At 73.5% G+C, this 15,983-nt stretch carries 15 protein-coding genes; 8 read left to right on the forward strand and 7 right to left on the reverse strand.

Translation table 11 applies throughout. The features are described 5' to 3' along the window. Positions 1 to 11: 11 nt before the first annotated feature. Positions 12 to 1,580, reverse strand: coding sequence for an FAD-binding oxidoreductase (locus tag ACIGG8_RS11830; protein WP_396547343.1), 1,569 nt, complete (start codon positions 1,578 to 1,580; stop codon positions 12 to 14). Between the two features lie 74 nt (positions 1,581 to 1,654). On the opposite strand from ACIGG8_RS11830, the gene ACIGG8_RS11835 reads away from it, so the two are divergent. Both ACIGG8_RS11835 and ACIGG8_RS11840 read left to right on the forward strand, forming a co-directional pair. Continuing rightward, complete coding sequence (locus tag ACIGG8_RS11835; protein WP_396547345.1) at positions 1,655 to 2,377, forward strand: TetR/AcrR family transcriptional regulator; 723 nt, start codon at positions 1,655 to 1,657, stop codon at positions 2,375 to 2,377. After that, complete coding sequence (locus ACIGG8_RS11840; RefSeq protein ID WP_396547347.1) at positions 2,374 to 3,930, forward strand: glycerol-3-phosphate dehydrogenase/oxidase; 1,557 nt, start codon at positions 2,374 to 2,376, stop codon at positions 3,928 to 3,930. The genes ACIGG8_RS11835 and ACIGG8_RS11840 overlap by 4 nt, the downstream gene beginning before the upstream one ends. On the opposite strand, the gene ACIGG8_RS11845 is transcribed toward ACIGG8_RS11840, so the two are convergent. From ACIGG8_RS11845 to ACIGG8_RS11855, 3 genes are read right to left on the reverse strand one after another with little or no spacing between them, the layout of a single operon-like run. Further along, positions 3,918 to 4,457, reverse strand: coding sequence for a hypothetical protein (locus ACIGG8_RS11845; protein WP_396547349.1), 540 nt, complete (start codon positions 4,455 to 4,457; stop codon positions 3,918 to 3,920). The two genes, ACIGG8_RS11840 and ACIGG8_RS11845, sit on opposite strands and share 13 nt — an antisense overlap. Continuing rightward, positions 4,454 to 4,891: a MarR family winged helix-turn-helix transcriptional regulator gene (locus tag ACIGG8_RS11850; RefSeq protein WP_396547351.1), complete on the reverse strand. Its 438-nt coding sequence runs from the start codon at positions 4,889 to 4,891 to the stop codon at positions 4,454 to 4,456. Before ACIGG8_RS11850 ends, ACIGG8_RS11845 begins: the two co-directional genes overlap by 4 nt. Positions 4,892 to 4,949: 58 nt before the next feature. Beyond that, positions 4,950 to 5,243, reverse strand: coding sequence for a hypothetical protein (locus tag ACIGG8_RS11855; protein ID WP_396547353.1), 294 nt, complete (start codon positions 5,241 to 5,243; stop codon positions 4,950 to 4,952). A gap of 529 nt (positions 5,244 to 5,772) precedes the next feature. Here ACIGG8_RS11855 and ACIGG8_RS11860 point away from each other — a divergent pair. After that, entirely contained in the window at positions 5,773 to 6,348 is a 576-nt protein-coding gene (locus tag ACIGG8_RS11860; protein WP_350519172.1) for a TerD family protein, read from the forward strand. Between the two features lie 75 nt (positions 6,349 to 6,423). On the opposite strand, the gene ACIGG8_RS11865 is transcribed toward ACIGG8_RS11860, so the two are convergent. Next, positions 6,424 to 7,674, reverse strand: coding sequence for an FAD-dependent monooxygenase (locus tag ACIGG8_RS11865; RefSeq protein ID WP_396547355.1), 1,251 nt, complete (start codon positions 7,672 to 7,674; stop codon positions 6,424 to 6,426). Positions 7,675 to 7,891: 217 nt separating this feature from the next. Here ACIGG8_RS11865 and ACIGG8_RS11870 point away from each other — a divergent pair, with 217 nt between their 5' ends. The 4 genes from ACIGG8_RS11870 to ACIGG8_RS11885 all read left to right on the forward strand — a co-directional run bounded on the left by ACIGG8_RS11870 (position 7,892) and on the right by ACIGG8_RS11885 (position 13,142). After that, entirely contained in the window at positions 7,892 to 9,934 is a 2,043-nt protein-coding gene (locus tag ACIGG8_RS11870) for an FAD-dependent oxidoreductase (RefSeq protein ID WP_396547356.1), read from the forward strand. Positions 9,935 to 10,265: 331 nt separating this feature from the next. Further along, positions 10,266 to 11,486, forward strand: coding sequence for an IS110 family transposase (locus ACIGG8_RS11875; protein WP_396547358.1), 1,221 nt, complete (start codon positions 10,266 to 10,268; stop codon positions 11,484 to 11,486). A 194-nt stretch (positions 11,487 to 11,680) separates the two neighbouring features. Beyond that, the gene (locus ACIGG8_RS11880; RefSeq protein WP_396547359.1) at positions 11,681 to 12,220 is read left to right on the forward strand and encodes a PadR family transcriptional regulator; all 540 of its coding nucleotides are present in this window, start codon (positions 11,681 to 11,683) and stop codon (positions 12,218 to 12,220) included. 169 nt (positions 12,221 to 12,389) lie between these two features. Next, on the forward strand, positions 12,390 to 13,142 hold the full coding sequence (locus tag ACIGG8_RS11885) for a hypothetical protein (protein ID WP_396547361.1): 753 nt from the start codon (positions 12,390 to 12,392) through the stop codon (positions 13,140 to 13,142). 571 nt (positions 13,143 to 13,713) lie between these two features. On the opposite strand, the gene ACIGG8_RS11890 is transcribed toward ACIGG8_RS11885, so the two are convergent. Continuing rightward, positions 13,714 to 14,112, reverse strand: coding sequence for a YybH family protein (locus ACIGG8_RS11890; protein ID WP_396547363.1), 399 nt, complete (start codon positions 14,110 to 14,112; stop codon positions 13,714 to 13,716). Positions 14,113 to 14,202: 90 nt separating this feature from the next. Between ACIGG8_RS11890 and ACIGG8_RS11895 the strand changes: the two genes are divergently transcribed. Beyond that, complete coding sequence (locus ACIGG8_RS11895) at positions 14,203 to 14,544, forward strand: winged helix-turn-helix transcriptional regulator (protein WP_396547364.1); 342 nt, start codon at positions 14,203 to 14,205, stop codon at positions 14,542 to 14,544. Between the two features lie 109 nt (positions 14,545 to 14,653). Here the strand turns inward: ACIGG8_RS11895 and ACIGG8_RS11900 are convergent, their stop codons facing one another. After that, the gene (locus tag ACIGG8_RS11900) at positions 14,654 to 15,946 is read right to left on the reverse strand and encodes an alpha/beta hydrolase family protein (RefSeq protein WP_396547365.1); all 1,293 of its coding nucleotides are present in this window, start codon (positions 15,944 to 15,946) and stop codon (positions 14,654 to 14,656) included. Positions 15,947 to 15,983 lie beyond the last annotated feature (37 nt).

The raw sequence follows: 15,983 nt of genomic DNA on the forward strand, positions 1-15,983 counted from the left end.
ATGAGGCCCGCTCATGGGATCAGCTTGCCGGGGTTGAGGATGCCCGCCGGGTCGAGCTCGGCCTTGACCGCGCGCAGGATGCGGACGCCCAGGTCGCCGACCTCGTCGGTCATCCAGGGCCGGTGGTCGACACCCACGGCGTGGTGGTGGGTGATGGTGCCGCCCGCGCCGACGATGGCGTCCCCGGCGGCGCGCTTGGCGGCGCCCCAGCGGGTGAGCGGGTCCTCGCCGAGGGCGGCGACGACGGTGAAGTAGAGCGAGGCGCCGGTCGGGTAGACGTGCGAGATGTGGCAGAGCACGAGCGCACCGGGCAGCGCGCCGGTCAGCGCCTCGGTGACGGCGGCCCGCAGGCCGGGCAGCCGGCTCCACTCGGCGGCCGTCTCCAGCGTCTCGCACAGCGCGCCGGCGCTGAGCAGCGAGTCGCGCAGGTAGGGCGCGTTGAACCGGCCGTGCTCCCAGGCCCGGGCCGCGGTCTCGCCGAGCGAGGTGGCGCCGGCGGCGAGCAGCGTCTCGCGGGTGGCGTGGTGCCGGGCGGCGACCTGCTCGGCGTCGCCCTCGAAGACGGTGATCGCCAGGCAGCCGGTGACCGCCGGGGCGCCGCCGATCTGCTCGGTCGTGGCGAGGTTGACCATCGTCTCGGCCTCGTCGGAGAGGCGGATCACGGTCGGGCCGGTGCCCTGCTGCTCGACGGCGCGCAGCGCCGCCGTCCCGGTGGCGAAGTCGGGGAAGCTCCACGCCTCGTACGCCTTGACGGCGGGCAGCGGGTGGACGCGCAGCCGCACGGCGGTGATCACGCCGAGGGTGCCCTCGGAGCCGAGGAAGAGCTGGCGCAGGTCCGGGCCGGCAGCGGAGGCGGGGGCGCGGCCGAGGTCGAGCTGCCCGGCGGGGGTGACCACCCGCAGGCCGCGCACCATGTCGTCGAAGCGCCCGTACCCGGCGGAGTCCTGGCCGGAGGAGCGGGTGGCCGCGAAGCCGCCGATGGTGGCGTAGCGGAAGCTCTGCGGGTAGTGGCCGAGTTCCCAGCCGCGCTCGGCGAGCAGGGCCTCGGCGGCGGGGCCGGTGAGGCCGGCGCCGAGGACGGCCTCGCCGGAGGTCTCGTCCAGGTCGAGCAGCCGGTCGAAGCGGCGCAGGTCGAGGGAGACGACGGCCTGGAGGCCGCCGCGCTCGGGGTCGAGGCCGCCGACGACGCTGGTGCCGCCGCCGAACGGGACGACGGCGATGCGGCGTTCGGCGCACACCGCGAGGACGGCGGCGAGCTCCTGCTCGCTGCCGGGCAGCACGACGGCGTCGGGCGCGTCCTGCGGCTCGCGGCTGCGGCGGCGCAGCAGGTCGGGGGTGGACTTGCCGCCGGCGCGCGGCAGGCGGTCGGCGTCGGCGGCGCTGACGTGGTCGTCGCCGACGGCGGCGGCGAGCGCCTTGAGGTCGTCGGCGGAGATCCGGGACGGGCGGAGCACGACCTCGTCGGAGCCCGGCCCGGGGTCGGCGTCGCCGGTGACGCCGAGGGCGGCGGCGAGCAGCCCCTTGATGTCGGCCGACAGTTCCTTGGCCAGGGCCGGGTCGCCCCAGGCGTTCCACTTCATCGGGGGGAGCGGAAGCGCGGCGCCCGCCGGTTCCGCTTGCGTCTCAGGTGCCATGCGTTACAGTTTCACACATCATGTCAAGTAGTAACGCCGAGTCGGCGACCCCAGGCGAGCAGCCCCGCAGCGCGGAAACCACGCAGCCCGGCAGCACGGAGGCCGTGCCGTCGCGCAGTGCGGAAACCGTGCAGCCGCGCAGCGCGGAGGCCGTGCCGTCGCGCAGTGCGGAAGCCGGGCAGCCCCGCAGCACCGACGACGCGATCCTGGACGCCGCCGCCGACCTGCTGGTCCACCTCGGCATGCGCCGCACGCAACTGGCCGAGATCGCGCGCCGCGCCGGGGTCAGCCGGCCGACGGTCTACCGGCGCTGGCCGGACGTCCGGGCGGTGATCGGCGCGCTGCTCACCCGGGAGATCCTGGCCACCCTGCAGGACACCACGCTGGACGTGGCGGACCGGGAGACCTTCGTGGACCGGGTCGTCGAGGTCTCCGTCCGGCTGCGCGACCACCGGGTGCTCGGCGCGCTGCTCCGCTCCGACGACTCCGACCTCCTGCTCGAATACGTCGTCGAGCGGCTCGGTGCCAGCCAGCGAGGACTGCTGGAAGCACTGCGCAACGGCATCGAACAGGGCCAGGCGCACGGCTCGATCCGGGCCGGGGAGCCGCTCGAACTGGCCGCCATGGTCCTGCTGATCGCCCAGTCCACCGTCCAGTCGCACCGCATGGTCGCCGCCCTGCTCCCCGAGGCGGCCTGGCGGCGCGAACTGGCCAGAGCGTTGAACGGATACCTCGCACCATGACGACGCCCGCCGGCCCCTTCGCGGGGACGAGCCGACTCAACGCCGTACGCCGCCAGCTGGAGTTCGAGGCGCTCGGCGACGACCCGCACATCGACCTGCTGGTGATCGGCGGCGGTGTCACCGGCGCGGGGGCGGCCCTGGACGCCGCCTCGCGCGGCCTGCGCACCGTGCTGGTCGAGTCCCGCGACCTGGCCTTCGGCACCAGCCGCTGGAGCTCCAAGCTGGTGCACGGCGGACTGCGCTACCTCGCCTCCGGCCGGATCAACGTGGCCCGGGAGAGCGCGGTCGAGCGCGGCGTGCTGATGACCAGCACCGCCCCGCACCTGATCCGCGCACTGCCCCAACTGGTGCCGCTGCTCCCGGACCTGCTGCGCCCCGGGCAGGGCGCGCTGATCCGCGCCGGCTTCCACGCCGGCGACGCGCTGCGGGTCAGCGCCGGCACCCCGGGCACGCTGCTGCCCCGGGTGCGCCGGATCGACGCCGCCCGCACCCGGCAGCTGGTGCCGGGCGTCCGCACCGCCGGCCTGCGCGGCGCGCTCGTCGCACACGACGGCCAACTCGTCGACGACGCCCGGCTGGTGGTCGCCCTGGCGCGCACCGCCGCGCAGTACGGCGCGACCGTGCTGACCAGGGCGCGGGCCGAGGCGGTGACCGGCTCCTCCGCCCGGCTGGTCGACACGCTGACCGGGCAGACGCTGGACGTCCGGGCGGGCGCGGTCGTCAACGCCACCGGCGTGTGGGCGGGCGAGGTGGACACCTCGATCACGCTGCGTCCCAGCCGCGGCACCCACGTCCTGGTGGACGCGGCGGCGCTGGGGAACCCGACCGCGGCGCTGACCGTGCCGGTGCCCGGCTCGACCAGCCGCTTCGTCTTCGCGCTGCCGCAGCAGCTCGGCAGGGTCGCGATCGGCCTGACCGACGAGGACGCCCCGGGCCCGGTCCCGGACGAGCCGCAGCCCACCGACGCCGAGCTGACCTTCCTCCTCGACACCGTCAACGCCGCCCTCGCCACCGCTCTGACCAGGGCGGACGTGCGCGGCGCATACGCCGGGCTGCGTCCGCTGATCGACACCGGGGGCGGCAGCACCGCCGACATCTCGCGCGAGCACGCGGTGCTGGAGTCCCCGTCCGGGATGGTCACCGTGGTCGGCGGCAAGCTGACCACCTACCGCCGGATGGCCGAGGACGCGGTGGACGCCGCCGTCCGGCTGCGCGGCCTGCCCGCCCGCACCTGCTGGACCACCCGGTTGCCGCTGGTCGGCGCCCCCGGGCACCGGGACAGCCGGCCGCTGCCCGCGCGGGGGGCGCCCGCCTCGCTGCTGGCCCGCCACGGCGGTGCCGCCCACGAGGTGCTGGCCGCGGGCGAGTCGGCGCCGGTGGCCGAGGGCCTGGACGTGACGCGCGCCGAGATCGCGTACGCGGTCACCCACGAGGGCGCGCTGGACGTCGCCGACGTGCTCGACCGCCGCACCCGGATCGGGCTGGTCGCCCAGGACGCCGAGCGGGCGCGGAAGGCGGTCGAGGATATTCTGACGGAGTGTCAGGAGTGCTGATCGGCCCGCGGGATGGGCGCCAGGTCCGGTTCCACCCAGGTGGTCCGGGCCTGCGTGCCCGCGAGTGTCCCGGGCCGGTAGTGGCGGGCGAGCAGCTCCTTGTCGAGCAGCTCCGGGTGGCGGTCGGCGAACTCCTCGAAGTCCGTTGCGTCATCCGCGTGGTGGGCCACCAGCTCGACCCAGGCCCGGGTCATGGTGACGTGGAACTTCTGCGGGGCCCCCGCGTCGGTGGCGGTGCGCCGGATGCCGTCGGCGATCAGGTCGAGGGCGGCGGTGGCGCCGTGCCGGCGTACGGCGAGCCAGGTGAGCCGGACGTGCTGGCGGTGGCCGAAGCGCTCGGCGCCGGTCATCGCCTCGCGCAGCAACGCGCCGAACGGGTCGGGTTCGGTCGTGCCGGTCGTGCCGGTCGTGTTGTTCATGCCGTTCGTTCCGGTCGTATCGGTCCCGCCGGTCGTGTCGGTCCCGCCGGTCGTGCCGGTCTTGCTGTTCGCGTCGTTCGTTCCGGGGGCGGGGATGGGGGGCGTCATGCGGGAGCCTTCGTCAGGGCCTGCAGCACGGCGTGGAAGCCGTCCAGCTGGGCGGGGGAGAGGTCGCCGAGTGCTCGGCGTTCGAGGTCGGTCATGGTTCGCCGGATGGTGTCGGCGGTGAGCCGGCCGGTGGCGGTGAGTTCGATCAGCACCGAGCGGCGGTCCCCGGCGCGGGCGCCGCGGGTGATGTGGCCGCGGCGCTCCAGCCGGTCCAGGATGCCGGTCAGCGTGGTCGGCCGGGTGCCGACGGCGGCGCCGAGTTCTGAGACCGTCCGGCCGCGTCCGTCGGCGAGGTTGGCCAGCGCGTTGATCTCGGAGGCGGTCAGGTCGAGGTCGACCAGCTCGGCGGCGAGCAGCTGCAGCGTGGCGTGCGTCGCACGCTGGAGGGCCAGCAGGGCGGACCGGTCGGGGGCAGCTGCGTTCTCGGGTGTCACGTATTCGGACAATACGGTTTCGTAGTATCCGTGGGCAAACCGGTCCCCGCGAGGGGCTTCAGCGGGCCGTGCGCTCCGGCATCGGGAGCTCGGCGCCGGCGAGCGCCAGGACGCAGGAGAGCGGGTGCTCGGCCTTGCCGGTGCGGTCCAGGGTGACCGCGAGCGGCCGGGGAGGTTCATCGGCGAGCTGGGAGGAGAGGGTCATCGGGTAGCTGCCGTGCCCGTGGACGCGGTGGAAGGCGCACTCCTTGCCGTCCACCAGCAGCTCGGTCTCGGTGATCCAGCCGGAGCGGACGTTGACGGTGACGGAGTGCCCGCCCTGGTCTACGTGGAAGCTGTGCCGCTGGCGCATGGGTACCTCCCGCGGGGGCGCCGCAGCCGGGGCCGGGGTGGGGCCCGGGGCCCGGAACCCGGAACCGGCGGTCCACCGTCAGTCTAGGTCGGCGGCACCACCCGGGCGCCCCGGCCGCTCTCGCCCCGGCCCGGCGCGCTGCGGCCTGGCGCCCCCCGTCCCGTCCGGCGTGGCCGGCGGTACGGTTTCCGGGGTGCGGAGGGGAGGGGTGCGGGATGCGTCCATACGAGTACGGGGACGATCTGGCGGACGAGGAGTGCGTCCTGGCGCTGCACCGGCTGGTGGTGAGGGCCCGGACCGGCCGTCGCCCGGGCCCGGCGGCGGTGCCCGGGCCGAGGGCGGCGGCCTGCGGATCTCGATCGAGGGGCCGGTGTGACGCCGACGGAATCTCGGGCGGGGTGATCGGTTCCCGTCGGGGCCCTGGAACGACCCCTGAGGAATTCCCGGGGTGGAGCCCGCCTTCAGACGGATTCTCGTGATCTCTACAGTGTTGTAGATTCGTCCGCAGGGAGAGATCGAGGAGGGCATTGTGGGAGTTTCGCTGGCCAAGGGCGGCAACGTCTCGCTGAGCAAGGAGGCGCCCGGTCTGAGCGCCGTGATCGTGGGCCTCGGCTGGGACGTTCGCACCACCACCGGGGCCGACTACGACCTGGACGCCAGTGCGCTGTTGTGCAACGCGCTCGGCAAGGTGATCTCGGACCAGCACTTCGTGTTCTTCAACAACCTTCGCAGCCCCGAGGGTTCGGTCGAGCACAGCGGTGACAACCTGACCGGTGGCGGCGACGGCGACGACGAGCAGATCAAGGTCGACCTGGACCGGGTGCCGGCCGACGTGGCCAAGGTGGTCTTCCCGGTGTCGATCTACGACGCCGACGCCCGGCTGCAGAACTTCGGCCAGGTCCGCAACGCGTTCATCCGGATCGTCAACCAGGCCAACGGCCAGGAGGTTGCGCGCTACGACCTGACCGAGGACGCCTCCACCGAGACCGCGATGGTCTTCGGTGAGCTGTACCGCAACGGCGCCGAGTGGAAGTTCCGCGCCATCGGCCAGGGTTACGCCTCCGGTCTGCGCGGCATCGCGACCGACTACGGCGTCAACGTCTGATCCTCGCAGCGGAGTCGGCGGTCTCGGCGGCTTCGACGGGGCCAGCGGCTTCGGTGGAGTCGGCGGTTTCGGCGGTCACGGGGAAGGCTCGGTCCGACCGAGCGCGTGGCCGCCGAAGCCGCCGCTCCCGGTGAGTTGGTGCTGCCACCACGCGGTCATCGCGGGCTCGTCCATCGTCGACCAGTCCGGCGCCGCGGTGACCTGTGCCCGGCCGAGCGTCCGGCCCAGGTCCACCAACTCCCGCCCGACCGCGCTCCGTTCGCGGTCGTACGCGGCCAGCAGGGAGGACCAGGAGCCGGCGGCCCGGCCGGCCTGCTCGAAGGCGTGCGCGTCCTGCAGGGCCTTCACCGCGCCGCTGGTGTTGTGCGGCCGGACCACCGTGGCCGCGTCCCCGCCGATCAGCAACCGTCCGGCCGTGCGGCGCGGGGCCGCCAGGTCGTAGACGGGCTGCAGGAAGGTCCGCTCGGGCGGGGTGAGGGTGACCAGACCGGCCCAGTACGGCGGCAGGTGCCGCTCGGCGAGCTGTCGCAGCTCGTCCAGCCGCCCGTCGGTGAGCGCGCCGGCCGGGATGCTGGTCGGACCGTCCAGGCGCAGCCAGTCCGGGGTCGGCGCGTAGAAGACCCAGTTGACCTGGGTGCGGCCGGGCTCCAGTCCGGGGATGCGGTAGATCACGACCTGCCCGCCGTGGTAGCAGACGGTGATGCACTCCTCGTCCGGCCAGGCCGCCGCCCCGCCGGGCAGCTCGTCCAGCAGCGCGCTGTCGTAGCTGCCGCGCCAGCACACGTACCCGGCGTACTCGGGCGCGGCCTGCGGGCAGACGGCCTCGCGGACCACCGAGCGGTAGCCGTCCGCGCCGATCACCAGGTCGTGGGACTGGCGGCCGCCGTCGGCGTCCTCGGTCCAGGCGGCCTGCTCGTCGCCGCCGACCGCGGTGACGGTGGTGCCCAGCCGGTACTCGACCCGTTCGGGCGTCCGCTCGCGCAGGGCCTGCCACAGGACGGCCCAGTGGTGGGAGTGGAAGGGGAACGGCTGGTCCCAGAGCACCCGGCCGCGCCCGTGCGGGCCGTCGCCCTCGCCGGCCGGTCCGCGGGTGGTCCAGCGGCGGACGGTGAGGCGGTGGCGGCGGGTGTCCGCGGCGAGGTGCCCGGCGCGGACCAGCTCGTCGAAGCGGTCGTTGTGGGTGCAGATGCCCACACCGCGGTCCTCCAGTCGGCCCGGGCTGCGTTCCAGCACCACGACCCGTTCCGCGCCCAGCCGGGCGGCCGCCCCGGCGAACGCGCTCCCGGCGATGCTGCCCCCGACCACGGCCACCGAGCCACCGCGCACGGCTGCCCCCTCTCCCGAGCCTGCGACGTCCGGGACGTCCGCGACTTCCACGACGTCCGCGACACGACGATACGCGGGCGCCCCACCGTCCGCCCGGCGTTCGGCCGCTTCGGGTGCGGGGCCGCCCCCCCGCTTTATGCAACTAGTTGCATAGTGCTCGACCCGTCCCCTACCCTGCGGTAACCACGACACCCAGCCCGCGCCCCAGGAGACGTCGATGAGCGCCACCCCCGGCAGCAGCCGCTACCCGCACCTGCTCAGCCCGCTCGACCTCGGCTTCACCACCCTGCCCAACCGCGTGATCATGGGCTCGATGCACGTCGGCCTCGAAGAAGCCCCCGACGGCTACCAGCGGATGGCCGCCTTCTACGCCGAACGCGCCCGCGGCGGCGTCGGGCTCATCGTCACCGGCGGCATCGCCCCCAACGAGGCCGGACGCCCCTGGGAGGGCGGCGCGATGCTGACCACCGAGGAGGAGGCCGACAAGCACCGCGAGGTCACCGACGCGGTGCACGCCGCCGGCGGGAAGATCGCCCTGCAGATCCTGCACTTCGGCCGCTACGCCTACCACCGGGACCTGGTCGCCCCCAGCGCGATCCAGGCCCCGATCAGCCCCTTCGTCCCCAACGAACTCACCGCCGACCAGGTCGAGCAGACCGTCGAGGACTTCGCCCGCTGCGCCGAACTCGCCCGCCGCGCCGGGTACGACGGCGTCGAGATCATGGGCTCCGAGGGCTACCTGATCAACGAGTTCATCGTCGCCGCGACCAACCACCGCGAGGACGAGTGGGGCGGCACCTACGAGCGGCGGATGCGCTTCCCGGTGGAGGTCGTCCGCAGGGTCCGCGAGCGGGTCGGCGAGGACTTCATCATCGTCTACCGCCTCTCCATGCTCGACCTGGTACCGGGCGGCTCCACCCTGGACGAGGTCGTGAAGCTCGCGCAGGCCGTCGAGGCCGCCGGGGCGAGCATCATCAACACCGGCATCGGCTGGCATGAGGCCCGCATCCCGACCATCGCCACCTCGGTGCCGCGCGGCGCCTTCGCCTGGGTGACGAAGAAGGTCTTGGGCAAGGTCGGCATCCCGCTGGTCACCACCAACCGCATCAACACCCCCGAGATCGCCGAGCGCCTGCTCGCCGAGGGCAACGCGGACCTGGTCTCGATGGCCCGCCCGCTGCTCGCCGACGCCGACTTCGTCGCCAAGGCGCGCGACGACCGCGCCGACGCCATCAACACCTGCATCGGCTGCAACCAGGCCTGCCTGGACCACACCTTCAACCTCCAGATCACCTCCTGCCTGGTCAACCCGCGCGCCTGCCACGAGACCGAACTCGTCCTCGCGCCGACCAGGGTGCGCAAGCGCGTCGGCGTCGTCGGCGCCGGTCCGGCCGGCCTCGCCTTCGCCGTCTCCGCCGCCGAGCGCGGCCACGACGTCACGCTCTACGACGCCGCCGAGGCGGTCGGCGGACAGCTCGACGTGGCCCGGCGCATCCCCGGCAAGGAGGAGTTCGAGGAAACCCTGCGCTACTACCGCACCCGCCTCGCCGAGCTGGACGTCACGCTGCGCCTCGGGACCACCGCCACCGCCGGGCAACTGGCCGAGGAAGGCTACGACGAACTCGTCATCGCCACCGGCGTCACCCCGCGGACCCCCGCCGACATCCCCGGCATCGACCACCCCAGCGTGGTCGGCTACCTCGACGTGCTGCGCGACGGCGCGCCCGTCGGCGAGCGGGTCGCCATCCTCGGTGCGGGCGGCATCGGCTTCGACGTGGCCGAGTTCCTCACCGACCAGGGCGACCAGGCCAGCCTCAACCCGCCGGTGTTCCAGGCCAAGTGGGGCATCGACGCGGAGTACCGCGAGCGCGGCGGCCTGCGCGCCCCCGAGCGTCCCAAGCCCCCGCGCAGCGTCCACCTGCTGCAGCGCAAGACCACCAAGGTCGGCGCCGGGCTCGGCAAGACCACCGGCTGGATCCACCGCACCGAGCTCAAGCACCGCGGCGTCGTGATGGTCCCCGGCGTGACGTACGACCTGATCGACGACGCCGGCCTGCACATCACCGTGGACGGCGAGCGCCAGCTGCTTCCCGTCGACACCGTGGTGCTCTGCACCGGGCAGGAGCCGCGCCGCGACCTGTACGAGGCGCTGCGCGAGCGCGGCCTGGCGGTGCACCTGATCGGCGGCGCCGACGTCGCCGCCGAGCTGGACGCCAAGCGGGCCATCAAGCAGGGCACCGAGCTGGCCGCCTCGCTCTGAGCGGCTGCACTCCACGGGGTCGCGCGCATGAGACCTGCTCATGCGCGCGGCCTTGCGGTCTGCTCATGGGATCGGCCATGAGGCCTGCTCATTAGAGGACCATCCCTTCTGCAGCCCTCTTGGGTAGGGTTGTGACCTCTCGGTCCCGGTGGGTGCATGGCCGTGTGTGCGAGCCGTTCGTCGGCCAGCATGAGTTATGCCAGCCCCGCCGGGCCGAGGCCGTCTGATCGGCTTCAGGGACACGCCCCGCAGAGGGCCGATTAATGAGCTTCCGGCAGACGACCTCACCACCGGGCAGGTGCTCCGTCAGCGGCATAGGAGTACGGCTTCCGTGTTCATCGGATGGGACTGGGCGACCGAGACCCATGACGTCAGCGTCATGGACAACTCCGGCGCCCGTGTGGACCGTTGGGAACTCGCGCACACCGAGCAGGGCATCGAGGCCACGCTGGCGCGGCTGCGGCGGCACGGCGATCCGGCCGACCTGCCGGTGGCGATCGAGACCACCCGCGGCCTGGTCGTGGACCGGCTGCTGGCGGCCGGCCACCCCGTGGTGCCGGTGCACCCCAACGCCTTCCACGCCATGCGCCCTCGCTGGGGCGCCTCCAAGGCCAAGACCGACGCCGGGGACAGCCACAAGCTCGCCGATTACCTGCGCACCGACGGCCACCAGCTGCGGCGCATCACCCCGACCGACCCCAGGACCCTGGAACTGCAGGCCCTCACCCGCCAGCGCGCCGACCACGTCGAGGCCCGCATCGCCGCTGTCAACCAACTCGACGCCCAGCTCGACCAGCTGTGGCCGGGCGCCAAGGCGGTCTTCGCCGACCGCGACAGCGACATCGCGCTCGACTTCCTGGACCGCTACCCGACCCCGCAGTCCGCCGCCAAGCTCACCCCGGCGAAGCTGGAAGCCTGGTGCAAACGCCGGAGCTACTCCGGCCGCCGCTCCGGCAAGGAACTGGTCGAGCGCCTGCGAGCCGCCCCTACGGCGGCCTCCCGCCTGGGCGAGGATACCGTCGCCACGCTGATCCGCGTCCAGGTCCAGCTGGTGCGGGCGATACGCGCCACCATCCGCACCCTCGACAAGGAGATCACCGCCGCCGTCGAGGCACACCCCCTGGCGCCGCTGCTGGCCGCCATGCCTCGCATCGGCAAGGTCAACCTGGGCCAGATCATCGGCGAGATCGGCCCGATCCTCGAACGCGCCGAGTCCTGCGAGCAGTTCATCGCCGAGACCGGCGTCGTCCCGGTCACCCGCGCCTCCGGCAAGTCCCACACGGTCACCTTCCGGTTCGCGACCAACCGCAGAGCCCGCGTCGCGATCACCACGTTCGCCGACAACAGCCGGCACGGCAGCGACTGGGCCGCGAAGATCTACACCGACGCCCGCGCCCGCAAGAAGCGCCATCCCCACGCCGTCCGTATCCTCGCCCGCGCCTGGCTGCGGGTGATCTGGGCCTGCCGACGTGACGGCACGCCCTACGACCCCGACACCCACCAAGCGAACAACAAGGTCAAAACGGTCACCGAGGCGGCTCTGGCGGCATAGGGGTTGACTCAGGAAACTCATGCGGGTGGCCATGAGAGCTGCTCATGGGCGCGGCCATGAGACCTTCTCATGAGGGGTGGGTCATGAGACCTGCTCATGACTCCGCTCCATGAGGCCCGCTCATGGCCTGGCTCCATGAGGTCCGCTCATGGCCTGGCCATCCGACCTGCTGATGCGCCTCTAGGATCGTCGGCATGTCGCTGCCACACGCCATCCTCACCGCCCTGCTGGAGAAGCCGTCCTCGGGGCTGGAGCTGACCAGGCGGTTCGACAAGTCGATCGGCTTCTTCTGGCCCGCCACCCACCAGCAGATCTACCGCGAGCTGGGCCGGCTGGAGGCCTCCGGTCACATCCGGGCCCTCCAGCCGGACGGGCCGGTGCGCGGGCAGAAGAAGGAGTACGAAGTCCTGCCGGAGGGCCGTGCCGAACTGGCTCGCTGGACGGCCGAGGGCGCCCCGCCGCGCGCCGTCCGGGAGCCGCTGCTGCTGCGTCTCCGGGCCGCGGCGGTGGTCGGCACGGACGGTCTGGCAGCCGAGCTGGAACGCCACCTGGCGCTTCACCGCGCGCAGTTGGCCGACTACCTGGAGATCGAACGGCGCGACTTCCCGGTAGAGAAGGAGGGCGGCGAGAACCGGCTCCAGCACGCGGTGCTGCGGGCCGGGATCGGGCTGGAGACCTTCTGGGTGGAGTGGCTCGCCGAGACCCTCGAATCCCTCTCCCCGAACCACGCCTGAAGCCTCGCCCGAGCCGGTCCCGGACCGCCCCCGGCCGAGGCCGGCGTAGCGCCGTTCCCGTGCTCGCACCCGTCCTGACCTGCGGCGATGCCCTCCCCGCGCGCCGCTCCCGGCCCCCGGTGGGACACTGGTTGCCTGTCCCTGCCCGAACTCTCGACCGGGGGCCTGCATGTCTCTTCCCAGGCCGCTCCACGCCGTCATCGCCGCAGCCGTCGTCGCGGCGGTCGCACTCGGCCCGACGCAGCTGGCGTCGGCCGCGCCCGCCCAGGACCTGCCCTCCGCCGATCAGCTGAAGTCGGCCCTGCTCACCGCGGCCGACCTCGGCCCCGACTTCACCGAGGTGCCCGCCACCGAGAGCCCCAGTCCGGGCGAGAACCCGAGCCCGGTCAGCGGCTGTGACGCGCTCAGCGCCCTGATCAACATGCACGCCACCCAGCCCGGCCTCGCGAACTCGCGCGCCGAGACCGAACTCGACGGCCCGGACGGCAACCCGATGGTCACCGAGGCCCTTGCCGCAGAGGCGTCCGACCAGCTCACCTCGGACTTCAACTCGGCGGCCGACGCCCTTCGGAGCTGTCACACCATCACCTTCAACGCCGGCACCGAGGACACCGTGACCTTCACCGTCACCCCGGTCACGCTCGGCGACCGGCAGGACGCCCCGGCGGTCCGCCTCGACGGCACCCTGGCCGGTGTCCAACTCAACGCCTTCGTCGGCATCGAGCGCTTCGGTACGGTCGCCATGGCCTTCGGTTACTTCCAGCGTGACGGAACTGACTCGCAGACGGCCTCGATGCAGTACCGCACCGCCGTCTCCAAGGTCGAGCGCACGCTCGGCACCACCGCCGGCAGCACCACCCCGCCCACCGCGGTCGCCACCACGACCTCCACCGCCACCGCCACCCAGAACATGCGGGTCTGAACCAAGGCCAGAACCGGGGCCAAGGCCAAGGCCAGGGCCAGGACCAAGGCCGGATCCTCGGCGGCGTCGCCGTTCGCCGGCACCTGGCGGCACGGTTCGGTCGAGGACGCCGGGTACGGCGTGTTCGTCCGGCTGTCCTCCGCGGACGGCGCCCTGAGGTGCGAGAAGTACTTCCAGTACGGCAGGACGCCGGCCCGTTGCAGCGCCGCTTCCGGAGCTGGGCGAGCTGCCGGCGGCGCGGTGGATCGGTGCCACCCCGGGGAGCCCCGATCCCCGCCCGGCGGTTCCGGGGCCGGCCGATGTGACGGTGGACGGCTTCGCCGAGGTCGATCCGGCGAAGCCGGCGGCCATCACGTCGACCGGCACCTGGAAGGAGGAGCGCATCGGCTGCCGCGTCCCCTTCGGCGCTCGCGGCCGAGCTGGGCGAGCCCAGGGACTGGCTGCACAGCGAGGTGTTCGACCGGTCGGTCACCGGGGACCACTACCAGGGCGGTTTCTCCTTCGACCGGCGGGCCGGCCTGGTCTGCTTCTGCACGGTCAACCCGAAGGAGCGGGCCGGCTGATCCCGCGCTCAGGGCCCCGCCGTGCCGAACGGGTTGTCGATCACGTAGCGCCAGCGGCCGGAGGCGTCACGCCGGGCGACGTCGGTGGCGGTGCCGGTGAGGTGGACGGTGGTGCCGTCCGGGGCGGTGCCGGTGATCTCCCAGTCGACGATGAGCAGGGCGATGTCGTCGGCGACGTAGGTGTGCCGGGGGCGGACGGTGATCGGCAGCCCGAGGGCGAGGAACTCCGCGTTGGCGCGGTGGAGTTCGGCTCCGGCGACCGCGCTCCCCGGGGACGGGACGAAGACGGCGCCGGGTTCGTAGACCTGCGCGAGGAGGGCGGGGTCACCGGAGTTGAAGGCGGCGGCGAAGACGGCCGGGTGTTGTGCCGGGTCGGTGCTCACGGGGAGGCTGGTGGGGTGAGTCATGTAAGCAGTGAAGACGGGTGCGCCGTAGGTCACCAAACGGGAAGTGACGGTGACGGACGGGTCGAAGGCTTCCACTGGGACGGGGAGTTGGTGCCGGACGAGCGCGGCCGTACCGCGCGGCCCGAGACGGACTGCCCGGTGGAGGTGGCGCTGGCCGCGGTGGCGGGCCGGTGGACGACGCTGGTGCTGCGGGAGCTGATGCACGGCCCCGCCTCGTACGGGGAGCTGCGGGCGCGGCTTCCGGAGATCAGCTCGAAGGTGCTCGCCGAGCGCCTGCAGGCCTTGGTCGAGCGGGAGTTGGCGGTCCGTGAGCGGTTGGCGGGCTTCCCGGTGCGGACCTCGTACCGGTTGACGCCCGCCGGGCGGGCGCTCCGCCCGCTGCTGGTCGAGCTGTACCGCACGGGTGCGCGACTGGTGGACGCACGCAGGTGAGCGGGGCGGCCGGACCCCTGTCATGACAGTGCCGTCGCTCCCGCCCTCCCGCTGCACCCCGTTCCGTCCCTCGCGTCCGGGCTGCGGCCGCCCGCCGCCGTACCGGGCCCTACGGGTGGAAGACGACCTCCGGGAAGGTCTTCGACGGCCCGTCGAGCAGGTGGCGGCCGCGGTGGCGTAGGTGGAGGTCGAAGAAGGCGAGGGGGTAGGCCTGCTGGATGAGGATGCCGCGGTCGGGGTCGAGGGTGCCGACCTGGGACTGGATCTGCTCCTCGGTCATGCCGAGGAGCTTGCCTGCCTGCGGGATCAGCGTCATGTTGTCGCCGTACGAGCCGTGGACGGCGCCGGTGGCCTGGACGTCGAGGCGCCAGCCGCGCAGGTGGCCCCAGAAGGTCTCGGCGGCGGGGTTGCCGGCCCGGGCCCAGACGGCGGTCATCAGCATGAAGGGCCGGTCGAGGTCGGCGCTCGGGGGCGGGTTGGAGATCATCGGCCCGTCGAGGGCGAGCCCGGCGCGGATGCGCCGGTCGGCGGCCATGGCGAGGGCGGTGGCGGTGCCGCCCTTCGACCAGCCGAACGCGCCGACGGTGTTGGGGTCGAGGCCGCCGAGCAGGCCGACCGGCAGGGTGCGGCGGTCGACGTCGGGGTTGCGGCCGGCGGCGAGGTCGTCGACGCGGTCGAGCAGGAAGCGCAGGTCGGCGGCGTAGTCCCTGGGGTATGCCGTGACGCGGTCGTCCGGCGTGAGGACGGTGCCGTCGGGGAACTCGGTGAACCCGTCGTGCGTGTGGTCGACGGTGACGACGGCGTAGCCGTGGCTGGCGAGCTCCTGGCAGACGACCGTGTGGTCGGCGCGGTGGCTTCCCGACCCGTGTGAGAAGACGACGACGGGCAGCCGGTGGCCGGTCCGGTGGACGGGCGCGCCCTGGTGGCCGGACGTGAGCGGGGCGAGGGAGGGGTCGAGCGGGAAGCCGGCGTCGTCGAGGAAGGCCTTCAGGGCGCCCGCGGTCATCCAGGGGGCGAGCGGGTACGCGTCGGCGTCCGCTACCCGGGCCGGGTACCAGACGGTGGCCATCAGTTCGCGGAAGCGGCCCGGCCCGGCGATCGGGTCCGGGCGGGCGGTGTCGCACAGGTGGAGCGGCACCGTGCCCACCGGGCAGGGTCCGGTGGGCACGGGCAGGGTGAGCCGTGCGGGGGCGGCGGAGCCCGTGCCGGCGGCGCCCGCGGATCGGCCCGGGGCGCCCCAGGCGGTGCCGGCGAGGCCGATCGGCGCGGTGGCGCCCATCGCCAGCGCGGTGCCCAGGATGCGGCGGCGGGTCGGTCCGGCAGAGCTTCCGGAAGCTCCGCCAGTGGGGCCGGCGGAGCTTCCGGTGGGTCCGGTGGGGCTTGCGAACGGCGTGGAGTCCATGCCCCGAACGCTGTCACGCGGGGCGGGCGGGCGGCAT

The organism is Kitasatospora sp. NPDC085464 (assembly GCF_044541955.1).
Lineage (GTDB): Bacteria > Actinomycetota > Actinomycetes > Streptomycetales > Streptomycetaceae > Kitasatospora.